This window comes from Lentzea sp. NPDC051208 (assembly GCF_040682435.1).
GTDB lineage: Bacteria > Actinomycetota > Actinomycetes > Mycobacteriales > Pseudonocardiaceae > Lentzea > Lentzea kristufekii.
Genome location: NZ_JBFBAW010000023.1, coordinates 83,362 through 106,380, shown reverse-complemented (window position 1 = coordinate 106,380; position 23,019 = coordinate 83,362). Strand labels below are relative to the sequence as shown.

Below are 23,019 nucleotides of genomic sequence, written 5' to 3'. Positions count from 1 at the left end.
GCTCTGACTTCAGTTTATGCATCTAACTTCCCATTGTGAAGTACGCACTTTTCTGATATGAACTTCACTTATGGAAAGTGAACCGTTGCGGATCCGACCGGAAGACTGTCCGATCACGCCTGCGTTCAACCTCATCGGCGCGAAGTGGACCGGCCTGATCATCTGGCACCTCCTGAAAGGCAGCCTCCGCTACAGCGAGCTGCAGCAGGCGCTGCCGGGCATCAGCCCGAAGACGCTCGCAGAGCGGCTTCAGACCCTCGAGAACGAGAAGCTGCTCGAGCGGAACGTCATCCCGGCCAAGCCGCCTCGCGTCGAGTACACCCTCACCCAACGCGGCCACGCCCTCAGCGAGGTGTTCGCGGCGATCGAGCGGTGGGTCGCACTCGACCGGCAGCTCACCTGAACGCGCCGTTCCTCATCTGCCCAACGGCATGTCATCTTTGATGTCGCGCTCGAAGTCGCGGTACAGAAGCTTGAGCGGGCCGTGCACGGCCATGTGGAGCTCACCCGTCGCCATGTAGTGCTGCAGCGCGTCGGCCACCGTCGTGTCACGGGTGTGGACGTAGTTGGCGAAGAGCAGACACCAGGTCTCGTCCGACAGCGCGGTCTCGAGGTCATGAGGGACGTCGTCCCGATGGAGGCCAGTCTGCGTGAAGAACGCGTCGACCGCTGCTTGCGACCACTCCTGGTCATCAGCCTCGTCATGAGAGTCGTACACGGCAACACCTTCCGTCGTGCTGTGCGGACGTTTCGACTTTGCAGGACGACGGGTCCGCTGGCCCCAGCTGGACGTACCCCGTCGAGGGCACGTCGGCGTGCCCACTCCCCTGCCCTGACGGGTCATCCAGCTCTGCCGGCCCACCCGCCGACGCCTGCTCACGAGGCCGCGCAACGAGAAGGGCACCTCGAGCTGAACGGAAGACCGCCCGGACGGACATGCGCCCGGCACCGCCGGACCGGCCAGGGTGAAGGGGCACCTCTCGTAGAGCGACGGAAGGCCGTTCATGCAGACCCCCGGCTCCGGCCCGACTCCCTTCACGGCTGCCGAGTACCACCGGCTGATGGCCTGGCGAGTCCGAACCAGAGACGACGGGCTCGTCCTGCCGTTGCCGGCAGGCTGGATCGGTGTGCACGCCACGGACGATGTCGCGGCGTCAGCACGTGCCCACCCCGTACTGCGTGAAGCCTGCGGCCCGGTGCTCGCCGTGCCCACCGGAGACGGGCGGCGCTGGTTGTTCCTCGCCGAAGTGGACGAAAGCGTGTTGTCCAGCACGGAACTGCCGGACGGCGTAGGCCTGATCCGCCCGCCACGCGAGCTGCTGCTTCCCCCCAGCTCCAACGACTTCGGAATGATCCGGTGGGCGGTGTGTCCCAGCCCGGAGAAACGCTGGCTACCCACCGCGACCACCGTCGTGTCCGCGCTGCGCGAGGTGATCTCTCCCCGGCGACACGTGCGATGGCTCAGGACGAGACCGGTTGATGAGTGGTACCGGCCGGGCACGACCGGCACCACTCGAGATCGCTAGTACTTCCCCTGGCGCACCTCGCTGCGGAAGGGAGTGCTCATATCGCCATCCAGGAGGTTGATCACAGCCTTCTCCAGGTCGTCGAAGACCGTGGCGAGCCGGGTTCCCGTGCGGTGCTGCCCGGCGCGAAGTGTGTCGCGAACGGCGAGCCTGGCCGCCATGTCCACATTGATCTCCCGCTCCGAACCCACCTCGACGAACCGGTGGTAGATCGCCTCAGCCCGGTCCAGCGACGGACGTCCCGCACGGTACGTCCGCACGGCCTCAAGGAAGTCAAGGCTTTCGTCTGCAAGCCGATCGACGATGTACTTCCGGTACCGCTTCAGATAACCGCTGTACTTCTTCTGGTCCGCCCACACCTCCTTGAAGCGCGGCACGGCCTCCGCAGTGGCCGCCGGTTGCTTGCCCTTCCGGTCAGCCGACGACGAGGGCTGCGGCTCCTGTGCCCGCCGAGCCTCTTGCACTCGCTTTTTGCCCTTGTCCGCCACAGGACGTTTCGCCCCCGCCTCTCCTTCCTCCGCCGCGCGACCGGTCCTGCTCCACGGCCGCTTGGCCTTGTCCTGCAACCGCAGCACGGCCTTCCGATCGGAGCCGAAGACGTGCTTCACGTAAGTCGTGAGCAGATCGGCGTGCGCATCCGTGGCGATCCCACCTTCGAGCAACAGCACCTTCGGCTTGTCCCACGCAGGTACGTCGTTGCCCACCTTGCGCAGTGTGCCCGACCGCACGCCCGGCATTCCCTCAAGCAGCGGCCACAGGTACGGTGCACTCCAGAACTCCGTGTCGTGCAGCCGCATGATGACCGCCGATTCCCAGATCAGGCAGTCGATGTGCGCCTTCGAGCCCTTCCGGGCTTCGTCGTAGGACATGCCTCTGGACGCGCTCTTCTTCCACACCTCGCGGTTGTCCTCGTTCACCTCTCGCAGATCCACCATGATCCAAGCGACCCAGTCCGCATCCAGGATCAGCTCGACGGCCGATCCCGCCGCCCTCTTGAGGAGGGTCTCGCGTCTGTCGGGTGACCTGTAGGCACGCAGGACCGCCTCAGGCAGACCTCCGGCGATCTTCAGTGGTGCGAGTTTGTCCTCCGCCTCGGCCAGCGTCAGTTCGACCGGCGGAATCTGGGCGAACGGCCCCGTGACCGCCAAGTACACGCCCTTGATCTCCTGGGCGACCATGTCCGCCACTACCTTGCTGTCATTTCGACTTGACAGCCGACCGATCTCTTCCTCCGCGTGCTTCACCCTGTTGTCAGCCTCGCGCACGAAGTGTTCGGTCAACGCCACGGCGGTGCGCAGCCACTCGACGGTTGCGTCGAGGTCCAGCTCGACGAGGGCGCGCAACTCGTCCTGGGAGGCCAGCACCGCAGCGGTATCGACCTTCGTACCGAGCTTGTGCGCCAGATCGGCGATCAATGACGACGCGATCTCGGCATCCACCGAGGACAACGTCGCAAGGTCCTCGGCGATCTCGCCAGAGCTCTGCCTGCCAAGCGCACCGGACACGACCTGGTGTGCCTGGCGCATGGCCGCGGCGTACTGCTTTGTGTCCGAGACGTCCTCGGTCAGCATGGCAATCCGGCTGTGGACGTCCGTTTCGTCGTGAGAGGCTCGAGGCACGTCGGACTCTTCTCTGTCGGGCGGCACCTCCAGCGGTGACCACTGCCTTCGATGGTCGGCCTCCCAGGGGACGAAGGCACCTGCGGAAGGGCCTACTGACGGGCACCTTCGAGCGCACGACCGGGCAGCAGAAAGTCCATTGTGCACAGAGCGGTTGACATGGTCCGTTAACCGATCGAAGACTGCCCCATGACCGTCTACGTCGAAGGACACGGCACGGAGGTGACCGGCTCCACGACCTTCGTGCCCGAGGACATGCGGTTGCACTTCTACGCCGAGGAAGGCGAGGACGTTGCGACGGCCGTCACGGTGCAGGCTGTGGCGACCGGTGGACAGATCACCCCGCGGGAGACGAAGCAGCCTCTCGAGCCCATTCCCAACTACGCGCTTTTCCGGCTCTCCTCCCAGGAGTACGGACACACTCTCGCACTTGCGCAGTGCGGCCTGGACGTCCGGTACATCGGGGAGACGATCGGAAGGGACGGGATCAAGCTGTGCGAGGCGAGCTGTCCGCCGGAGGGGCGCCGGCACACTTGCGGCGGCCTGCTGCAGCTCCTCGACGGCCACTCGGACGTCTTCCTGTTGTCCTGCCGCAGCGCGGAGAGTGAGGACAGCCCTCCCGCAAGCCCGCCACATCCGGCGGATGAGGCACGGTTCACGGCCTACGAACGCAAGGTCCGGGAGTTCCTCATCACCGCGAGGCTGAACCCGGCGAGGGCGTGGCAACACCTCAACGATCTCGGCAAACGGAATCACGCCGACGCGATCGACCGGCAGGAGCTTCAGGTGATGCTCCTCCAGGACACCAGGGTCAGCACATGGGCGACCCAGTACAGCGCGAAGGCCTACCTGGCCGAGCACGGCGCGCTCGCGTTCTACCGGTTGTACCGCGCCGAACCGGCCGACACCCGAGCGGTGTTGCGGAAGGACGACGCGTTGGAGAAAGCGATCGCAGGCGTTGAGAAAACTTTGTACCGGGTGGAGGAGTTGATCTCCGCCGGTGAGACCGCCACGGCCCTCGACTGGTGGAACGCCGGGTTGCAGGAAACCGAACGCAGGGACGCCATGGCGATCGATCAGCAGTACCGCGACGGCATCATCACCTCGCTCGTGCTCACCGAACCAGGAACCGGAGACGACGTCGACTGGGCAGCCGTCGACAAGCACAACGCGGCTGTGCTGGCCGCGCTCCGGGAAGGTGGATCGACGCCGCTCCTCCTCGCGGGCGATCGCCTGCTCCTCGGTGAGGACGACGCGTGGTGGAAGGCCGCCCGCGCGATTCACACATCGGGCTCTCCTGCCTGCACAGGTGAACTGGTCGTCCGGCGCGACGAGCACGACGGCGAACCCACGATCATCGTGGCACCGGCAGGTGCTTTGGCCGACGACCAGCGGACGCGGTCGGGACTGCAGGCGGCTTTCGACCGGTTGCGTGATCACCTGCCGGAACGTGTCGTCCTCGACGCGCAGTAACGGCATTGAAGTCCCGGAACCCTGCACGACTTCCTGCCCGATAGGACGCGTTCGGCCGTGCGACGAAGCACGACCCTAGGAACACTTCAGATTCGCGCACACAGGAGCGACGTCGATGACACTGAGCAGAGCTGGTGGACCCCGTTCCCGGAGTGGAACGCGACGTGTGCGCCGCCTCCTGCTCGCGTCGGCAGCGGTGCTGACCATCGCGGCGGCAATGCTCGTCACCACACCGCAAGGTGCCAGAGCAGCCGATGGGGACGCGTACACCGAGTACCTCAGCGCTCACCCCGTGCCGGACGAGTACGGTGACGGCGAAGCGCCCGTGGTCTCCGGTGACGGCTGGCACGTGGCGTTCAGCTCGGTGGCGGAGCTCGACCCGCTCGACCAGACCGAGGACACGGCCGACATCTACGTCCACGACCGGGCGCGGCACAAGATCGTGCTGATCAGTCAGCTACCCGGAGGGGTCGACCCCGCCCTCGTCCAGGCGAGCCAGCCGTCGATCTCGGCAACTGGGCGGTACGTCGCGTTCCGCACGACCTCGCCGCGGATGGGTGGTGCTCAGGACCCGGACGCCGAGGCCGGCGAGGGTGGGGAGTACGTCGCCGACGTCTACGTCTGCGACCGTGACCCCGACGGTGACGGCGACTTCGACGAGGTCCTGCCGGACGGCAGGCGTGACTACGCTTACGCCTACGCCGGCGTGAAAACAGCGAATGACGGCGTGCGCAGCGTCAGCAGCACACCTGTCATCTCCGCCGACGGAAGTTCGGTGGCGTGGGAACACCGTCCGGACGGGGACTCGATCGTCTCGGCCAACGTCGGAGTCCAGGTGACCCGCCTCGGATTCGGACCGAACGGGAGATTGTTGCCCGCGCGTCTCGCGACCAGGCAGGTGGCCCCGGCGCCGGGGTCCGGCATCACGCGCGCCAGGCAACCCGTCATCTCCGCCGACGGCGACTACGTCGGCGTGTTGACGGACTGGACCGACCGCACCAGCGCCGGCCGGTTCGTCGGGATCGTTCCCGGGGACCGCGCTCCGCGCCGAGAGGATGTACTCGGTGTCGACGGGAACGGGGCGGTGATGACCACCGTCGACCCGCATCTGGCGATGTCCAACGATGCACGCGTGGTGGCATTCCAGTACGACGTGTTCTTTGTTCGCCTGGTGGACCGGGACCCCGACGGTGACAACGTCCTGTGGCCGAGTCCGTCGGAGCCTTTCACGTCCGAACTGGCCTCCGACCAAAAGCGCGCCGGAGAAGCCAACTCGTGGGGCAACGAACCCGCTTTGTCGGGTGACGGGAGAATCCTCACGTTCATCGCGCCAGGTGTTACCGCCGAAGGCCGGATCCCGGACTGCTCCGTGCCGGAGACGTGCCCGCCCAACAGCACGACCATGTGCGGAAACGGCAACTGCCAGGTGCTGGCGCGTGACGTCGTCGTAGATCGGGCCCGTGCCCAGGCGGGCCAACCACCGTTGTCCGCTCACGTGGTCACACAGGCACTCGACCAGCAATGCGCAGTGAGCGCCACCAGCTGGCCCACAGGACCGTGCATGGGCAACGACGAGAGCTACTCGGTCTCGTTGTCCGCAGACGGTGGCGTCATCGTGTTCACTTCCGAGGCGAACAATCTCGCCGACGGCGACCTGAACTCGTGGTCCGACGTCTACGCACGGCTGCTCACCCCTGGCATGGCGGGGCAGTCACCTTCCTTCGCGCCGGTGCGCCCGGACAGCGAGTCCACCTCCGTCGTGCGCCTGGGCTACGGCGACGGCTTCGGCCCCGCGCACATCACTTCCGTGTCAGTAACCGGCGCAGACAGCGATCAGTTCAGCATCCACCCGGCGGACACCTGCCAGGGCCGCACCTTCTACCCCGGTGACTCGTGCAGCGTGTCGGTGCGGTTCCGGCCGGCCGGCTCCCCTTCCGGGGTGCGGTCTGCGCAACTGGTGGTGAACGTCCGCGGCCGTGCCGCGCCCGTGGTGGTGCCCCTGGAGGCCGTTGTAGGCCGGCCTCTGGTCGGCCCGGTGCTCGCCGTTGGCTCGCTGGACGTGTCGTTCGGGCAACGGTCCATCATGGCCTCCAGCGCGGACACTCCCGTTCAGGTCACCAACCGCGGGGACACGGCGATGACCGTCTCCACCGCTGAGATCGTGTCCGTCTCGGGCGCGGTGCCCGCAACCGCACTCGACTACCGCATCGTGTCCGACACGTGCTCGGGTGCGGTGCTCGCGCCTGGTGACAACTGCGTGATCACCCTGGCGCATGCTCCGCGCGCCGCGGGCGAACGCCCCGCGGCTCTGCTCGTCACAGGCGCCGGCGGGCAGAGCCAGCTCGTGCTTCTGAACGGATCCGGCATCGCGCCCAGGGTCGTTGTCTCCCCGTCCGTCGCGTCGCCCAGCCGGCCGACGATGGTGTCGGGCACCGGTTTCGCGCCAGGACAACGCGTTGAGGTCACTTCGCCCGGTCACCTGGAGCGTGCGACGGCAACCGCTCGCTCGGACGGCGGCTTCACCGCGACGTTGCTCCTGTTCTCCGGCACGACGCCTGGTCCACGCACCATCCTGGCTCGATCGCTCGGACCTGACACCTCCGCGCAGGCCGAGACGAACCTTCTCGTCACCTCAGGACGGATGGCGCCACCCGGCTTCGTCTGGCGCCGGTGACGAGCGGACACGATGCCCGATGAGGCACCGGTCGCAGCACGCGCTCGTGCCCGCCGGGCCACGACGCGGCCGCGCGATGGGCTCAGGATGGCGGCAAGCACTGCGAACTCCGACCAGTGCGGTGCATCCGAAGTCCCTTGGAGTTCTCATGGCGTCCCCGCATCCGCAAAGTCTCACTGACCTCAACGCAAGCTCCTCCGCGCAGTTGCAGCGACAGGCCGATCTGCAGGCAGGCCTGGACGGCACGGGAGGCTTCGACCAAGACCTCCACGTACTCGACCGCGTCATGGCAGGTTTCGAGAGCTGGCTGCGTGGCACCGAGAGGTTCATGCCGCAGTTCTTCCTGAGTTTCAAGGACATCCTCGACTGCGTGCGCGACAGCACATCACCCGCGTTGGTCCAAGCTTTCAACCACCACCTCGCTTTCCTGGGCCAGCAGTTCGGCGCCCACGCGCCGGACGACCTTCTCGAGGAGTCGACTTTCCTCGGGCTGGTCACGCCACACGACAAGGCCTTGGTACGTCAGGCATTTCTTGAATGGACGGAGACCACCCGGCAGGCGATGCACGACCGGGCGGCCGAGCACGAAGCATGGCGCGCCGAGCTGGTGCGGCTGCAGAGCGACTCCATCGCGCTCCTCAGGCGGATCACCCACCTCCAGAACTCGCGGGGTTCCGGTTCAACGGACGCCGAGCAGCTGGACGAGGCCGGCAGGGACGCGATATCGGCCACGCCTGATGTCCGGGTCGGTCTCACCTCGGTGAACGGTCTCACCGTGCGGGTCGACACCGGCGACAGCGCACGACTGGTCGAATCGAGACTGAAGTGGGAAGCGGCCGTGCGCATCTTCGCGAACGGCCAGGAGAAGGTTCTCGAGGAGGTGCTGGCGGGGATCGCGAAGTCCGGGCAGTCGCAGGCTTGGGGCGACACCGGCCTCTACATCGCCGCGAACGAGGACGACGGGTTCACCATCAGCGGGCGGTTCGACGCGGTGAACCAGGTCAATGCCAAGGTCTGGGGAAGCAAGAAGCACGGGGTGGCCTTCTCCGACGTCGCGGGCGCTACTCCCCATTTCGAGTACCTGCAGGTGGGCAACGCTGTCATGCTGCGACGGACCGGCGCGGCCTATCCCAGACACCCGCATCTCTATGATCTCCTCGCCGAACTCGAGGATGTCCACCGCGGCACGATGCTCAAGGTGGGCGATCGAGTGGGACTGCGGACAGGTTTCCGCACCGCTCGCGGCAACCAACCACACATCCTCGCGCTGGTGACCGGTGACGGTGTTGCCGATGTCCTGCAGGTTTACCTGCGCGACCAGTTGGGAAGCAGCCGGCAGGTGACCAGCACGCTGCCCAACGCCGTCACGGGCCGATCAGGTGACCGCGAGAACCGCACCCGGAGAGCGGACGCGGCAGCCGACGGTTCATCCACCAGGCGTGCCGCCGACAAGGCCAAGGGCAAGGGCAAGGCCGTCGCGAAGGGCGACGAAACGGCGGGTTGGCCGGACAGCTTCGTCAAGCTCTGGGCGAACAGGGCTGACGATCCGGATCTGCTGCTGCGGTTCCGGCAGTACCTGGAGCGGATTCGCGCCGTGGAGAACCTTGATTTCCTCGGTGAGGTCGAGGAGTTCCGCTCGGCACCCGACGCGGACGTCGCAGCCAGCATCTACGCCCGGTACGTCCGGCCTGAGGTGGTGAACGTGAGTTCTGCGTCGAAGGCCGTGCTCGACCGGCACTTCGGCACTGTGAACCCGCGGGTGGAGCCGGGCCAGTTCGACAGAGCCCGGCAGGACGTCCTCTCGACCCTGGCACAGGACAGCTATCCCAGGTTCAAGAACCTCGCCAAAGCCGGACGAGCGTGAAACAGCGACTCCCCTCAAATCCCGCGGATGTCCCCACAATGGAGCCAGTGTGACGCGTCAGCACGACCGGCCGGATCACGAGGCCCGACGTTCTCTCTGCCATGTGCGGAATGCCTGAGGGCCAGGTCGACGAGAGGTGGATCGAGGTCGCCCCCAACCTCGCGGCCGGCGAGATCCGCGCCGACGAGTTCCACAAGCTCGCCGACCGGATCAAGACCTTCCGCAGTGGCGCGCACGAGGCCGCTGCCACCGTCGATGACCACGAACACAGCGGCGACCAGTAACGCGGCGGCGGAACTGGGTTGCTGCAGAAGCTGCAGCGCGACGTCTACCGCCAGGCGTGCTCGTACGGCATCAACGCCGGAAGGCGCTCAGCACGCTGACCGACTCCCTCGCGATGGAGGACCCGGACGGCGGCGACACGGACGGTGCGGCCCGGCCCGGAACGCCTCGGGGCTCGGGTGGAACAACTGAATGCGCGAGGCGGGCACCTGAGCTCCTCCTCTGGCCCATACGGGTCTGCGGCCAATCCCTCCCCAGAGGGATGCCCCGAAACACAAGGGCGATGTTCACCTGACCTGTGGTGGGGATTTGCGGCAGGTTCATGTGCCGTCCGGGTGAACATGGGTTCGACGTGATCCAACCGGCCCGGATACTGCCCAGGCACCCAACGACGTACACGAAAGGCTCTAGAACTTGAGCGCGGATTTCCGGTGCCTCGGCGTCGGACCGGCCGAACAAGGACTCTACGAGGTCGTCCTGGATCATCCAGGATCCACCGTGGACGAACTGCGCGAGCACATCGGCGTGGACGCGAACGCGATCTGGGCGCTGCTGGAATCGCTGGCCGAACTCGGTCTGGTTTTCGTGTCACCGGAAATCCCCCCGCGGTACCACCCAGCGCCACCCGACCTGGCGATCGGTGTGCTGGCCGTGCGCAAGCAGCAGGAGATCGAGCGAGCGCGGGTCACGGCGGCCGAGCTCGCCCGGCGCACGACAACCGCTTTCCGTCCCACGGCGGACCCCCAAGTCCAGGTACTCGGTGCCGGCGCCCAACAGCAATTCGACGCAGTACACGAGCTCGCGCGCAACGAAGTGCTCCTGCTCGTGGGAAGACAGACACCGGATGACGCCTCGTCGCAGGACCCCACGTTGCGAGAGCACCTGCTCGCCAACGGTGTGCGCTGCCGCACGATCTACGACCACAGCGCTCTGGAGCGGACCGAGCACAGGAAACAACTGCCGCACCTCGCCGCGGCAGGCGAGAACGCACGCGTCGTCGATCGAGTGCCCACCGATCTCCTCGTGGTCGACCGCGAGGTCGCAATCCTGCCTGCGGCAGGTGATGATCGTTCCAGCGTGCTCGTGCGGACGTCGCCGCTCCTCGACGCACTGGTCACGCTGTTCGAGCTCCTGTGGGAGCGCTCCGCACCTTTGTGGCCCAAGGGCCACGTGACGAGCAATGCCGCAGCGGCCCACAGCCCGCTCGACGCGCAGGACCTCCAGGTCCTCACCTTGCTCGCCGCAGGCCTCACCACCAAACAGGTGAGCACGAAGCTGGGCGCCGCTCCGAGGACCACAGAACGCCGGATCCGGTCGCTCATGGACCGGCTCGGTGCGCGGACCAGATTCCAGGCAGGCCTGCAGGCGGCCTTTCGCGGGTGGTATCCGCCGGACGGCGACGGCGGGGACGAGCGCTGACAGCGGGATTCCCGCCACTGACGGGTTTGTGCCACAGATGCGTGTGCCGCGTCCGGTGACCGGCCGCGCCGTGACACGATCGGCTCGAAGTGATCATGAACAGAAAGGTTGAGGTGACATCCACGCCGCCGTCGACACCTGAGCCGATCAGGCCCGTGGTCACGGTAGCCGTCGTTCACCCGAACGTGCTGGTCAGCTCAGGCATCCGGCGGATTCTCGAGCTGCAGACCGGCTTCCGGATCGTCGCCGACACCCCCGACGTGCAGCGCGCGTTCGCGGTCGCGGTCGACCACAGGCCGAATGTGCTGGTGATGAGTCTGCGCGTTCCCGATCTCGCACAGACCACCCAGCTGGTGCGGAACACCGCTCCCGGCACGTCGATCGCGATCGTCATCGACGACGCGGTCGACACCGAGGCCGCCATGCAGGCACTGGCGGCGGGCGCCTCCGCGATACTCGATCCGCCTCGGCAACCGGGTGCGCTCACGAGTGCGCTGCGCCTGATCGCAGACGGTCGGACCGTGATCATGCCCGCTGCCCTGCGCGACACGATGATCGGTCGCGTGACAGACCGCATGCTCGACCCGGAGAGCATCGCGCTGGTGAACCTTCTGAGCGCACGCGAGTACGAAGTGCTCGAACACATGGCTCGAGGGCTGTCCAACGCCAAAATCGCAGCCGCACTCTCGGTGAGCGAGCACACGGTGAAGTCTCACATCAAACGGGTGTTGCAGAAACTGCAGTGCGAAAGCCGGTGCGCGGCCGCACTCGTCGCGTACCGCAGCGGCGTTGTGCGATGACGGACCGGCGACCTGGCCGCTGCCCCATCAGGTGACGAGCCTTGACCGTTCCGTGACCCGGAAAGCCACCGCTTTTGGTGAGCCACAGCACATGCTGGTGAATGCGAATGTGCACTGTGGACTGGAGAACGGTGGAGACCCATGTCGCAGATCGAAACCACAGCGGCCGAAGCAGCCACCTCTGTATGGCAGGACGTCGACCCGTCACAGGCGCAGAAGTGGTTCGATGTCGTCTGTTCCGCGTACGCCGAATGCCTCGGCGAGCCGCGAGCCTTCAACGAGGTGCTCGGCTCCAAGGCGCGTGAAGCCTCCTTCGAGCGGGCGTGTGAAACGTTCCTCGCACACCTCGACCGCGAGGTCGCCGACCCCGTGCCGGTGCTCGCCTATCTGTACGAGCACCAGAGCCAGCTGGGTGACTGGTACGCAGCCTTGCTGAACGTGCCGCCACAGATCGATGACGTCGACGTCTTCCGATGGGTCGACGCGGATCAGGAACGCCTGCTCACCGGCTGGTCGCCGACGTGGAGGGCCGATCTGGCCGCCTACCTCGAGAGCGGGTGGGGCGCGGACTGGCCGTCCGCATTCGGAGACGACGAGAAGCACGCTTGGCTCAGCGGCTGGCTGTCGGCGGTCCAGCCTCCCGAATCCACGCAGGAGCAGGCGACGCCGACGACCGACGACACGCAGGAAGCCGCGACAGCCGCCACACAACTGCTCGACGAACTCGGTGCGGCGATCCCAGGTCTTGCCGCCGAACTCGGCATCACCCCGGCAGAACTGGTGGCCGTGCTCGACGAGATGGACATCAACACCCTCGCCGAGGCGGCGGCGGATGCCGTCAGCACGCGATGATCGAAAGGAGTCACCGTGACGACCCCCACTCCGGAGCCCGCCACCGAGGAACCGACGACCCCGGACGTTCCCACCCCGACGACCGTCGCCGAGCGGGCGATTCTGCGCACGGTCCACGAGATCGCGACCGCCAACCCGGCCCTGGCCAGGCGGCTGACGCCGCTCGCCCGGAGCTCACTCGTGGCCGGCTCCGTGAGTTCGGTCTCCAGTGCGCGCATGGACGCGTTGCGCGCCGCGCCCGCGACGGCGCGATCGACCAGGCCTTCTCTCGGGGGGGCTGCACGCCTTGAGATGCTTCGCGGCGGTGCCGAGGACCGTGCGGTGGCTGTGGGCGTTTCGCCCGCCGACGTCGCGGGTTACCTCGGCGGCCACTCGCTGTCGCCGGAAGGCCGGGTCAAGATGGCCAAACCTGACGACGACGTGGTGCTCGCGCGCGGAGTCAACGAGCGTCAGCTGCAGCACTGCCTCACACATTCGAGCAGTCCGGACACCGTGGCGCCCACCGAACGCGAGGCACGTGCGCAGGTCGGCGAGTACGTGTTCGGCGACTTGGTGGAGTTCACCACGAACCCCGCTGTCGCCGTGCGCTTCAGCACCAGGTCCGCCAGCGAGAAGAAGTACGTGATCGTGGTGAGGATCAAGCGCAAGTACCTCGCCAAGGGCAGTGTCTCCGAAGGTGGCTGGATCTGCCGCAACGACGCCCCCTACGAGGTCCTCAGCTCCGTCCTGGGCCGCCTGCTCGTCTGATGCTCATGAAGCGGCACCGCAACCTCGTCGCGATGCCGCTTCATGAGTGGCCAGGAAAGCTTCTTGCGTCCCCGCAGTCCTCCGCCGCGGGCACACTGTTCGCTGACAACCCGCGAGTTCAACGGGCATGGCGCACGAGCGCATCCAGATCTATCGATCCGAGGTAGGCGATAGCGTCGCCGAACGCGGGCGCGAGCGCGGGTGACACCCACACCTTGTCGAGTTCGCACACCGCGTTGCGCACGTGGTCGACGGCCAGATCCCACTCGTCACCAGACCCGACCGGCAGATGGCGTACGTCGTCCTCCACGATCTTCTTGAACTGGCGCAATGCCCGACCGAGGTCGGCGAACACGGGGACGAGTCTGCCGGGATCCTCCCTGCTCGCTCCGCTGTGCGCGCGGACCGCCGCCACCTCGTCCACCTGCGACTGCAACGCGGCGAGTGCGGACCGGAGCCGATCACCGGACTCGTGCCCGGCCGGCACGTCGGCGAGCTGCCGCTCGAAGGAGTCGCGCAGATGCCTCCACTCCTCGGTGAAGTCATCTCCGACCAGCGCCCACAGTGTTGCGACGTAGTAGTACGCCGTCGCCCAGTCTGTCTGGTCCTGGTTCATGGCATGCACCCCGATCGACGTCAGGAACGGCTGCGTGATGATCATGTGCGAAGGCGGCGGCCCCAGGGGTGGATGAAGCCGCCGTTCCGCGCTGTGCCGCACGATTGCCGCGGGTGTGGACGGCGTTCGCAAGCGATGGACAAACTGTGCTTGCATTTGGCGCCACCTGCAGGAGCGGTTGGGGCAGACTTCCGGACGGAGCGCTGGTCAACCCGCGAACACCGTCATGTTCGTCGTGATGAATTGGCCAGTGCCCTGCTTCACCGGCAAGGTGTCAGGAAGCGGTCCCGTCGGAGTGGGTTGCTGGGCCGGTGTCTGCACCGTGAACGTCACCGGGAACTGCTGCCCCTTCACCAGCAGAACCTTGCCGCCGTTGACTGTCTGCCTGGTCATGTTGGCGGGTAGGAGGTTGATCTGAAGCCGGCCCGTTCCCGGTGTGATGAACGGAGGTGCGGTGTAGGGCAGCAGTCCCGAGATCATGTCCGGCAACTCGTCACCGAGCAGGCACACGTACATGTTCGCGACCATCACGTTGGTGCTGGACCCAGTGAGCGGCACCGGCGCCTGCAGCTGAGGCACGATCGCCGGCGGCGGGATCGTGATCTTGATCAGGTCGCCGGTCTTGATGACGAGATCGCCCATCTGCGCCTGCCTCTCACAGGTCGAAGCCGAAGAACTCCAGCTCGGCCAGCGCGACGTCGGTGACGCCCTCGGCCTTGTTGACGTTGTCGATGGTCAGCTCAACGCTCTCCACGGCGAGCCCTGCATCGAGCACCAGGGTCTGCGGCTCGGCGGAGTCCTTGAGCTGCAGGGCGTCCGACTGGAGGTTGGAGTACTTCAGCTTGATCCTCGCGGGCCGCCCGTGTTCGGCGAAAGCGCTGCTGTCTCCTGCCCGCACGATGAGCCGGGTCAAGGTGACCTTGCTGTCGAACTTGATGGTCAGCTTCGGCAGGGCTGCGGGATCGGCTACCGCGGGGTACGGCGCCAGCCAGCTGGTGTTCGCGAAACCGTCGGAGGCCAGCTTGCCGCCGCGGTCCGGCAGTTCCACCGACGCAGTCACCGAGCTCGGCCGGATCGGCACGAACTGCTTGTTCACCGCGGAGTTCACCTTGTCCTTGACACTCACGATCATGCTGTTCACCCGCACCTTGAACGGCGGGTACAACCCGTAGAGGAACACCGATGCGGCGAGCACGACTGTGAACGCCCGCAGCGCACCCCTCATCACGTTGGCAACGATGTGACGTTTCGGTTTCGCTGCGGCCGCCTGTCCTGGCCGCTTGGACGCCTTGACCACCTTGGGGCCGCGCCGGGGAACGAAACGTCGCCACCACTTCGGTTTCACCACCACGGCCGTGCGCAGCGACGAGCCACAACGGCTGCAGAAGTTGCGATCCGGCGGGTTGCTCTCCCCGCACTCGCCGCACAGCAGATCACCGGCCTGTGGCCGTCGCGTGGGACGACTGGTCGTGACCACCGCACGGCGCTTGAACGCCTGCGGCAGAACCTCCTCGGGGTCTGGATCCGCGTCTACCGATCCGTCGAGTGACAAAGGTGCGGCGACTGCGGCCCTTGCTCGCTCCAGATCGTTGGCCGCGGCCACCGGTGCGATCAGCCCGGCGCCGCCGTCCTCCTCGTCGTCATCGAAGTCATCCTCGTCGAGGTCCTCGTCATCGAAGTCGTCGTCGTCCTCGTCGAAGTCGTCCTCATCGAGGTCATCATCGTCATCGTCATCGTCATCCTCGAAGTCGTCGTCCTCGTCGAGATCCTCATCGTCGAGATCCTCGTCTTCGAAGTCGTCGTCTTCGAAGTCGTCATCGTCGTCATCAACGGACGGACGCCCAGACGGTGGCGCTGAGCCCGGAGGTGGCGGCAGGCCGGGCAAGCCGGGGGGCGATGGCAGACCAGGTAGCCCCGGAGGTTTAGGCAGTCCAGGAGGCGATGGCAGGCCAGGCATCCCAGGTGGCTTCGGCAGACCGGGAGGTGCAGGCAGTCCTGGTGGGCTGCCGAGCGCCGACGGCGCACCCGGAGGCTTGGGAAGGCCGGGCGGTGAAGGCAGACCCGGAAGCCCGGGCGGCTTCGGTAGCCCGGGTGCCGACGGCGGCGTGAGACCGGTTGGCTTGCCGACACCTGGAGTCATCGATCCCAGGCCGCCCGTTACACGTCCACCAGGACCGATCGCCTCGCCGCCGAGGGTCTTCATCTGCACAGGTGCCTTGGGCGCGGACGTCATCCGTCCCATCGCCATCTGGGCACGCAGCAGCAGATTCGGCTTCTGCTCCGTCCGCTGGCTCTCCTGTTCCTGCGCCTCCTGGACGACGCTCTCGTCGACCTCGACCTTCATGCGCTCGCCGGTCCACTCGAGGAAACCACCGCAGGATCCGCAGAAGGTGTCCTTGTCGTCGCACCTTCCTCCGCATTTACGACAGACGATCATGAGCTCACCACCTCGAGTGTGTGCGGGACGTGTGCAGGCTTGACCATCGTCACGAGTGAGTCGAGCGCGCGGTGGTCCACCAGATCGGGGTCAGGCACCACGACGCGAATCGCCAGCGCCGGCCGGTGGTCACCCGGCAGCCGCGCCCCCGGACGTGTCGACGTGCTCACGCCTCCGCTGTCGCGCAGCTCGACGCGGCCACCGGTCACCAGTTCCAGGTGACGTCGCAGGCCACCCACCGTGCCGCGCTGCCGGTACAGTTCCGCGGACTGCGAGATGACCGCCCGCCGGCGGGTCTCCGGCCAGTTCTCGTCGAGAGTCGCACCGAGCCACGCCGCCATCCACTCCAGGAAGTCGGTGGGCGCGAGCAGCGGATCGAGATAAGCCGCCAGGCAGTCGATCGACGCGATGATCGGGGCCAGTACGTCGTCGAGTCCCGAGGTCCACCTCGTGGTGAAGGAGTCGTCCTGGAACACCGAGGGCATGAGAGTGACCAGCGGGTAAGGCGTGCGCAGCGCGGAGGCTGCACCGCTTTTCACGACTCCTCCACGCGGACGTGGTGTTCGAAGGAGAACACGAGGCTGTTGGCCTCCAACCGGATGCGCTGGGTCTCCTGACCACGCTCTCCGGTCACCGGGTTCGCCGTGAACAACCGAACGTCCTCGACGAGCTCCACGCCGTGCACCCGTTGCAGGACGGCGAACACCTCGCCCGCCTGCAGCGGACGCCCGAACGGCCAGCCCGCGCCGTCCGGGCCGCCGCCCGGCAGCGGGCTCAGGAACGTGTAGAGCGCGCGCAACGCTTCTTCCTGCACCCGTTCGCGGTTCACCCGCGGACGAGCGACCAAGCGGGCGACGACCGTGACGCCGCGGTAGAGCGGCGGCTCGACCACCACCCTGGTACCGACCACGCGCACGTCCTCCAGGTGCGCCGCGATCCGGTTCATGATCTCGCGGTCGGGTGCGAGGTCCTGCAGCTCGATCCGCCCGTCCTCGATCGGCGCCGCAGGCACCACCAGCACGCGCACACCACCGGCATCGGTGTCGGCGGTCCCGGCCGGAATACAGCGCACCCGGCTGAGCTCGGGCGCGATGTTCTTCGCCAGCACCTCGAAGTCCTCCGTGGTCACCGCTCTGCTACGAGTGCGCAGGAAGACGGGACCGCGGGTCTTCGCCTCCTCGACGGTCTCGCCGTCAGTGCCACCCCTGGCCGGGTACCGGTTCTCGACCTCGGCCACGAACGGGATCGACGACTTCAGCGTCCGGATCGCGCCGGTACCGACGTTGCCCTCGATGCCGCCGCCGGTCGCGTATCCCCTGATCCGGACGACCGCGTCCTTCTCGGGGACAGCACCGTGCTGCCGGAGCACACGGCCGGGGTCTCGGACGACGGGACCGAAGTGCACCTCGCCGGCCACCGGGTCCAACACGACGTGCAGGTCGTCCGGCCCACTGGCCGCGAAGTCGTCGACCCTGCTCCAAGGCGTCCAGCCCTCGTCTGAACTGGTCTCGACGACGGGATCCACGCCCAGCACGGCGAGCACCGGACGGCGGGACACGGCGAACCGCTGCCCTGGCACGCCTTCGCACTCACCGAGCTCCTCGCTGTGCACGATCTCCGCGTGCAACGCCGTCACCGTCCCACCAACCGTGCTCGCGCTCAAGGCGTGCACCCGCGGTGTAGCGGTGTATCCGCTCTGCCCCTCCTCAGGTTCGGTCACCCTGGCCCGGAGCCAGCCCGCCCGCTCGCCGTGCAGAACGGCGGCTTCGTGGTTCGGTGGTACGTGCAGGACGACGGAGCCGTCGCGGTTCAGCCCGCCGGTCTCGTCGAGGGACACCTCGCACGGCTGCCATTCCTCACCATCCCACGCCTCCCACGCGAGCGGTGGGTTGTCCGGGTCGACGCCGATGCCCTCGACGCGGCCTTCGAAATCGATGCGCACGGCGCACGACGGCACCGCCTCGTCGAGTCCGAGCAGGAGCTGGTCCCCCGGCACCGGCGGCTCCGCGAACGCACGGAACCAGTTGCGCATCCGCAGTTCTTCCGTGTGCACCAGAGACATGTCGTTGGTGGCATGGATGGTTCGCGCGTACTTCAGTTCACAGGGCTCGATGTCGAGGTCCTCGACCGTGGAGAACGTGATCGGGTCTTCGGTCTCGGTGCGGATGGTCGCGACCTCGGTGCCCCGGCGGACCACCAGCGGCACCGTCGCAGGCGCGGACAGCCAGAAGGTGACCGGCGCCTTCGCCGGCGTCGGTGGCAGCAACCGCATGCCGATCAGGTCGAGGAACTTCACGTACAACCGGTCCGGCACCTGGTTGAGCCGGTACAGCAGCTGATCGGTCATGAACGCGAACGTCTCGATCAGCGTGACGCCGGGGTCGGACACGTTGTGGTCCGTCCACTCGGGACACTTGCGCATCACCATGCGCTTGGCGTCGTCGACGAGGTCCTGAAAGCGGCGGTCGTCGAGCTCGGGCGAAGGCAGCGCCATCAGTATTCACTCTCGTCGTCGGGGATCGTGTAGAACGGGAAGACGAGATTTCGCCAGTCGTTCTCGTTCTTAGGTGAGTAGGTGATGTCGATGTACAGCAACCCCGGCTGGTCCGGGTCCGGCGTCACGTCGACGTCCTGCACGTCCACTCTCGGCTCCCACTGCGCTAGCGAGGAGCGGACCTCGAAGGAGATCTGGCCCGCGTTCTCCGACGTGGTGCCTTCGAACACGAAGTCGCGCAGCCGGGAACCGAACTGCGGGCGCATGGGACGTTCACCGGGGTAGGTGGAAAGGATCAGGCGCATGGCCTGTTCCAGCTCGGTGGCCCCGTCCACCAGCGCGATGGAACCGTTGGCGTTGACACCAAGGGGAAACGCCCACCCCGATCCGATGAAGTCCGCACGCATGGCCTGTCCCTCAGTTCAGCTTGATCTGCGATCCCTTGACCGTCACGACGCCCTTGCTCTCCACTTTCAGCGACATCTCGGACGTCACGTTCACCGCTGCACCACCGTCGATGTTGACGGTTCCGTTCGCACCGGTCTTGATGTTGATCGTGCCGGCGTTCCCGCACTCGACCGTCAGGTTGCCCACCGCAGTGCTGCTGTTCGGTGGAGCCGGGTTGCACGTGACCGTCACCGTGCCCGCGACCTGGTCGACCGCGAGACCGAGCTTCGCGTCCTTCGTGCCGAGCGTGATCCTCGACGCCGTCGGCGGTGCTTTCGGGTCCGGCTTCATCTGGTCGTGGAAGACAAGACGGTTGCCGGCCGGTGAAACCAGGCCGCGGTTGACCACGGCCGCCGTGGCGCCGGAGGTCATCACCGCAGCCGCACCCAGGTCGTACGCGGTCTGCTGATCGATGATGCCGCCGATGACATAAGGTCTGCGCGGGTCACCGAACTCGAAACCGACGAGCACCTGGTCGCCGACGTCGTGCAGGAAGAGCGCACCGCTCTGCTTGCCGCCACCCTGCTGCACCGTCGGGGCCCAGTCCGACTCGTAGTCCGGCGCCAGCCACGGCAGCGTCACCTTGACCCTGCCCCTGCGGTCCGGGTCGTTGATGTTCGTGACGACACCGCACACCAGGCCGTCGATCGTGCGCCTCTTCGCTTGCGCGGACCCGTTGACCGTGAGCCCGAGCAGTGACCGGTTCTGCCTGCCGGTCACGGCGAACTTCGTGCGATAGCCATGTTGGGAACTCCCGATCACGTGCCGGACGTGGCTCACCACCCACTTGCCCGCGAACGGTGCGGACACGCCACCGATCTCGACGACGGCCCCGGCGTGGACGGCTGGGTTGCCGTCGGCTTCGCCTTCGGCCTCGGCGAACGTGCTCCCCAGGTGCTCGGCAACGCTGTCGAGCACCTGCTTGGCTGCACTGTTGACATTGCTGCCGACGGCGACCGGACGGTCGGTGACGACGAACGCCCGCTCACTCGGCGCGGGACCCAGGTTTCCCGTTCCGGGCTTGGCTCCAGCCGGTGGCTTGGACGGGCGCGGTGCCGCCGGCCCACCCGCGAAGGCCTTGCTCACCGTCACCGGATCCACGCCGTTCAGTCCCGCGTTGCCGGTGCTCACAGCCCCCTTCACGGCAACCGCCTTTCCCGCACCTGGGTCCCACACTCGAACCTCCACTTCGGACGCCAGGTTGCCTGCCGTGACTCTCGGCCTGAACATCGTCAGGTTCTCCTGGAACGCGAGCGGAACCGGTGGCGTTCTGCCGGTCGTGCTGGCGGCACTTCGGAAGAAGAACTTCCCGTCCGGCGCCATGCCCGTCTCATAACCGATCTCACGGGCCCGAGACTGCAAGAAGTCCCAGTCCGTCTCGTCGACCTGGCTGAGGTGCGCGTGGCTGGTTCTGGTGGCTTCGACGTCGCCGAGCACCAGTCCGGCGTCCGCCGCGATGCGCTTCGCGACGTCGGCATCAGTCGCGTTGAGGAAAGTCCTGGTCCTGCGCGCCCGCTGAAGCCGATGCGCCTTGTCGTAACCGCGCACCACGATCTGAGTGACATCGCGGTGGTACACACCTTCGAGTGCGGTGACCTCTCCGCTGATGAGCCGTTCCGCGGGCCGTTCGCCCACCGAGACCCAGACCTCCAGTGCCTTCCCGATCTCCAGGCCGGCGCCCGGCACCACAGTGCCCTCGTGGTCGTCGAAGGTGATCTCGAACATGCCGGGCAGGTGGAGATCCATGTCCACGACGACGCGAATGACCGACGCGTGGTGCTCCTGGCTCAAGGGCCTCACCGGGGTGCCCGCGCGCACGCTCACCTCGACGATTTCCCGCACGGCTTCGGCGGGCCGGGTCATCGTGCGCCCCCGTCGTGCAGTTCGTCCCGGTTGGGGAGATACACCACGGTGCCCGGCCGCACCCGCAACGGGTCCTCGATGCCGTTGAGCGCGGCGAGCTGCCTCCAGTGCGCCGGCGAGCCGTAGCCTTCCAGCGCGAGTCCCTGAAGGTTCTGTCCCTGGACGAGCGTCGTGGCCCTCCTGCCGGGGAGGCCGCCGGAGGTCGGATTCGTCGCGCGCAACTGCATGTCCATGACGTGCAGGGTGATGGTCACCTTCGCTCGAACCGGCATGCCGTCCGCCGTGAAACGCGTGAAGCTCGCGTTCAGGCTTTCCAGTTCGACTCGTTCGTTCAGTCCTCTTGCTCCCCAGACGAAGCGCAACGTCGGCAGATGCCACACCTTCTGCCCGTCACGTGTGCCGCCCTCGGGGACCGGACCGATCTCCCCCCTGGCCATGCCCGTGCCCCGCGCGGCACCGGGTTTCCGCCAGTTCGGCTCGAGCCATCGTTCGAGCTGGTTCACCTTCTTCCGCGTCGTTGGGCCAGCGAAGACCACCTCGGAAAGTGTGAACTTCGTCGGCGTCCAGTTGGTGATCTGATAGGGGGATTCGGACACCTTGGGCCGTTCATTGTTGATGTGGCCCGAGTGCTGGTGAGCTCTGGTGACGGTGATAAACTCGGGGTTGAAGTCGAACTCGAGTCGTGCGCCTCCCTCGTCGGTCAGCGTCGCTTTGCTCGAGGTGGTCTGCGGGACGCGCATTGCTCGCCTCCATTGCGTCAGATGAGCCTGGAACCGGGACCGGTGTATCCGCGTCCGGTCGAGGTCTTGTGGCTGCTCGCCCCGGCGATGCCGTCGTACACGCACGTCAACGTCTCCACCGCGACCCGGCTGGTGGAAGCGTCGAGCTCCGGTCCGGTCCACGACATCGGCTGGACGCCTGTCAACGTCCACGCGTACACGGGATCGTTGTTGGCATCCATGACCGTGATAGTGGCCGTCTGCGACACAGGCAGGCTTCCGTCAGCAGAGTTCATCCAGTCGTTCATGGCCCTCTGCAGCCAACGCTGCACCTCGTCGGAACCGTTGCGGTGAACGGCGCGCTTGAGCGTCAGCTGGCCGTACTCGATCCGGTCCGGCAGCACGGTGGATTTGCGGTATTCACCACCCTCGTTCACCTTCGCGGTTTTGAACTCCACCTTCAGTCCACTGCACGAACTCCAGTGCCCGAGCGAGATGTCGTCGACCACCACCACGAAACGCATGGCGAGGCCGAGCTTGACCGGCGTTCTCCCGTTGGGAGGATCCGCAGGATCGAGCAAAGCCCCGACCAGATTGGGGCCCAGCATCTGCCCGGCGTTGCTGATTCCACCTAGCATCTCGTTCGCTCCTCACCGATCACAGCGCTCACCAGTGAGCTCGTCTGGACAGTCGCTTGTCACTGCTCAACTTGTCGTTCAGGAAGCCCGTGTGGGCCACCTGGAGCGTCTCGACGGCGACCTTTCCGTCACCGGCGTCGAAGTCGCTGATCGACCACGCGATGGGGAAGAGCTCCCGCATCTCCCACTCGACCACGCGGAAGCCCAGGTAGTCGTGCAGGGCGATCGCGCCGCTGATCGGCGACCAGCTCCTCGACACCTCGCCCAGCCAGTCCTGAACGTCCTGGGTGGCGCCACACGCCGCCCTGGCCAGTTTGATGTTGTCGTACTTGGTCTTGCCGGGGTAAAGGACGAAGTCGTTGCCCATGTCACCGGTGCGGAACTCGCACGGCTCCCAGGTCACCGACAACCCGGACACCCGCTGCCACTCGCCCAGCTCGAACAGGTCGTGATCCATCACGACGCTGAAGCGGTGGGTCATGCCGACCTGTCCGAAGAGGTCGTTGACCGCGCTGCTGATCTGTCTCATGTTGACCATGACGTCGTCAC

General features: G+C 66.7%; 22 protein-coding genes. 10 read left to right on the top strand and 12 right to left on the bottom strand.

From position 1 onward, the window contains the following. Positions 1-85 precede the first annotated feature (85 nt). Complete coding sequence (locus AB0M48_RS39000) at positions 86-403, top strand: helix-turn-helix domain-containing protein (RefSeq protein WP_363852247.1); 318 nt, start codon at positions 86-88, stop codon at positions 401-403. A gap of 12 nt (positions 404-415) precedes the next feature. On the opposite strand, the gene AB0M48_RS38995 is transcribed toward AB0M48_RS39000, so the two are convergent. Further along, the gene (locus AB0M48_RS38995) at positions 416-718 is read right to left on the bottom strand and encodes a hypothetical protein (protein ID WP_363852244.1); all 303 of its coding nucleotides are present in this window, start codon (positions 716-718) and stop codon (positions 416-418) included. Positions 719-1,061: 343 nt separating this feature from the next. Between AB0M48_RS38995 and AB0M48_RS38990 the strand changes: the two genes are divergently transcribed. Beyond that, positions 1,062-1,526 carry a hypothetical protein gene (locus tag AB0M48_RS38990; RefSeq protein ID WP_363852242.1) on the top strand — a complete coding sequence of 155 codons (465 nt, stop codon included), beginning with the start codon at positions 1,062-1,064 and terminating at the stop codon, positions 1,524-1,526. On the opposite strand, the gene AB0M48_RS38985 is transcribed toward AB0M48_RS38990, so the two are convergent. Further along, positions 1,523-3,097, bottom strand: a complete 1,575-nt coding sequence (locus AB0M48_RS38985; RefSeq protein WP_363852239.1) for a hypothetical protein — start codon at positions 3,095-3,097, stop codon at positions 1,523-1,525. The genes AB0M48_RS38990 and AB0M48_RS38985 overlap by 4 nt on opposite strands. A 237-nt stretch (positions 3,098-3,334) precedes the next feature. On the opposite strand from AB0M48_RS38985, the gene AB0M48_RS38980 reads away from it, so the two are divergent. The 8 genes from AB0M48_RS38980 (at position 3,335) to AB0M48_RS38945 (ending at position 13,256) form a co-directional block, all read left to right on the top strand. Further along, positions 3,335-4,618: a putative adhesin gene (locus AB0M48_RS38980; protein WP_363852236.1), complete on the top strand. Its 1,284-nt coding sequence runs from the start codon at positions 3,335-3,337 to the stop codon at positions 4,616-4,618. A 166-nt stretch (positions 4,619-4,784) separates the two neighbouring features. After that, a complete protein-coding gene (locus AB0M48_RS38975; RefSeq protein ID WP_363852233.1) occupies positions 4,785-7,292 on the top strand; it encodes a hypothetical protein in 2,508 nt (835 codons plus the stop codon). Between the two features lie 205 nt (positions 7,293-7,497). Further along, a complete protein-coding gene (locus tag AB0M48_RS38970; RefSeq protein WP_363852230.1) occupies positions 7,498-9,156 on the top strand; it encodes a regulator of G-protein signaling domain-containing protein in 1,659 nt (552 codons plus the stop codon). Positions 9,157-9,266: 110 nt separating this feature from the next. Beyond that, positions 9,267-9,440: a hypothetical protein gene (locus AB0M48_RS38965; RefSeq protein WP_363852227.1), complete on the top strand. Its 174-nt coding sequence runs from the start codon at positions 9,267-9,269 to the stop codon at positions 9,438-9,440. A 412-nt stretch (positions 9,441-9,852) separates the two neighbouring features. Next, positions 9,853-10,857 carry a helix-turn-helix transcriptional regulator gene (locus AB0M48_RS38960; protein ID WP_363852224.1) on the top strand — a complete coding sequence of 335 codons (1,005 nt, stop codon included), beginning with the start codon at positions 9,853-9,855 and terminating at the stop codon, positions 10,855-10,857. Between the two features lie 260 nt (positions 10,858-11,117). After that, positions 11,118-11,657 (top strand): response regulator transcription factor, encoded by a 540-nt coding sequence (locus tag AB0M48_RS38955; protein WP_363852221.1) that lies wholly within the window; start codon positions 11,118-11,120, stop codon positions 11,655-11,657. 141 nt (positions 11,658-11,798) lie between these two features. After that, on the top strand, positions 11,799-12,509 hold the full coding sequence (locus AB0M48_RS38950) for a hypothetical protein (protein WP_363852218.1): 711 nt from the start codon (positions 11,799-11,801) through the stop codon (positions 12,507-12,509). 15 nt (positions 12,510-12,524) lie between these two features. After that, positions 12,525-13,256, top strand: a complete 732-nt coding sequence (locus AB0M48_RS38945) for a DUF4765 family protein (protein WP_363852215.1) — start codon at positions 12,525-12,527, stop codon at positions 13,254-13,256. Between the two features lie 118 nt (positions 13,257-13,374). Here the strand turns inward: AB0M48_RS38945 and AB0M48_RS38940 are convergent, their stop codons facing one another. From AB0M48_RS38940 to AB0M48_RS38895, 10 genes are all read right to left on the bottom strand, one after another. Then, a complete protein-coding gene (locus AB0M48_RS38940) occupies positions 13,375-13,917 on the bottom strand; it encodes a hypothetical protein (RefSeq protein ID WP_363852212.1) in 543 nt (180 codons plus the stop codon). A 162-nt stretch (positions 13,918-14,079) separates the two neighbouring features. After that, a complete protein-coding gene (locus AB0M48_RS38935) occupies positions 14,080-14,514 on the bottom strand; it encodes a hypothetical protein (protein WP_363852209.1) in 435 nt (144 codons plus the stop codon). 13 nt (positions 14,515-14,527) lie between these two features. Continuing rightward, complete coding sequence (locus AB0M48_RS38930; protein ID WP_363852206.1) at positions 14,528-16,075, bottom strand: zinc ribbon domain-containing protein; 1,548 nt, start codon at positions 16,073-16,075, stop codon at positions 14,528-14,530. Positions 16,076-16,305: 230 nt separating this feature from the next. Continuing rightward, entirely contained in the window at positions 16,306-16,848 is a 543-nt protein-coding gene (locus AB0M48_RS38925; protein ID WP_363852203.1) for a phage tail protein, read from the bottom strand. After that, complete coding sequence (locus AB0M48_RS38920) at positions 16,845-18,803, bottom strand: putative baseplate assembly protein (protein ID WP_363852200.1); 1,959 nt, start codon at positions 18,801-18,803, stop codon at positions 16,845-16,847. The genes AB0M48_RS38925 and AB0M48_RS38920 overlap by 4 nt, the downstream gene beginning before the upstream one ends. Next, entirely contained in the window at positions 18,803-19,210 is a 408-nt protein-coding gene (locus AB0M48_RS38915) for a GPW/gp25 family protein (protein ID WP_363852197.1), read from the bottom strand. Before AB0M48_RS38915 ends, AB0M48_RS38920 begins: the two co-directional genes overlap by 1 nt. A 10-nt stretch (positions 19,211-19,220) precedes the next feature. Continuing rightward, a complete protein-coding gene (locus tag AB0M48_RS38910; protein WP_363852194.1) occupies positions 19,221-21,113 on the bottom strand; it encodes a phage baseplate assembly protein V in 1,893 nt (630 codons plus the stop codon). Continuing rightward, positions 21,110-21,853 (bottom strand): hypothetical protein, encoded by a 744-nt coding sequence (locus AB0M48_RS38905; RefSeq protein WP_363852191.1) that lies wholly within the window; start codon positions 21,851-21,853, stop codon positions 21,110-21,112. Before AB0M48_RS38905 ends, AB0M48_RS38910 begins: the two co-directional genes overlap by 4 nt. Before the next feature lie 17 nt (positions 21,854-21,870). Continuing rightward, complete coding sequence (locus AB0M48_RS38900) at positions 21,871-22,470, bottom strand: phage tail protein (protein ID WP_363852188.1); 600 nt, start codon at positions 22,468-22,470, stop codon at positions 21,871-21,873. 28 nt (positions 22,471-22,498) lie between these two features. Further along, positions 22,499-23,008: a phage tail protein gene (locus tag AB0M48_RS38895; protein ID WP_363852185.1), complete on the bottom strand. Its 510-nt coding sequence runs from the start codon at positions 23,006-23,008 to the stop codon at positions 22,499-22,501. Positions 23,009-23,019 lie beyond the last annotated feature (11 nt).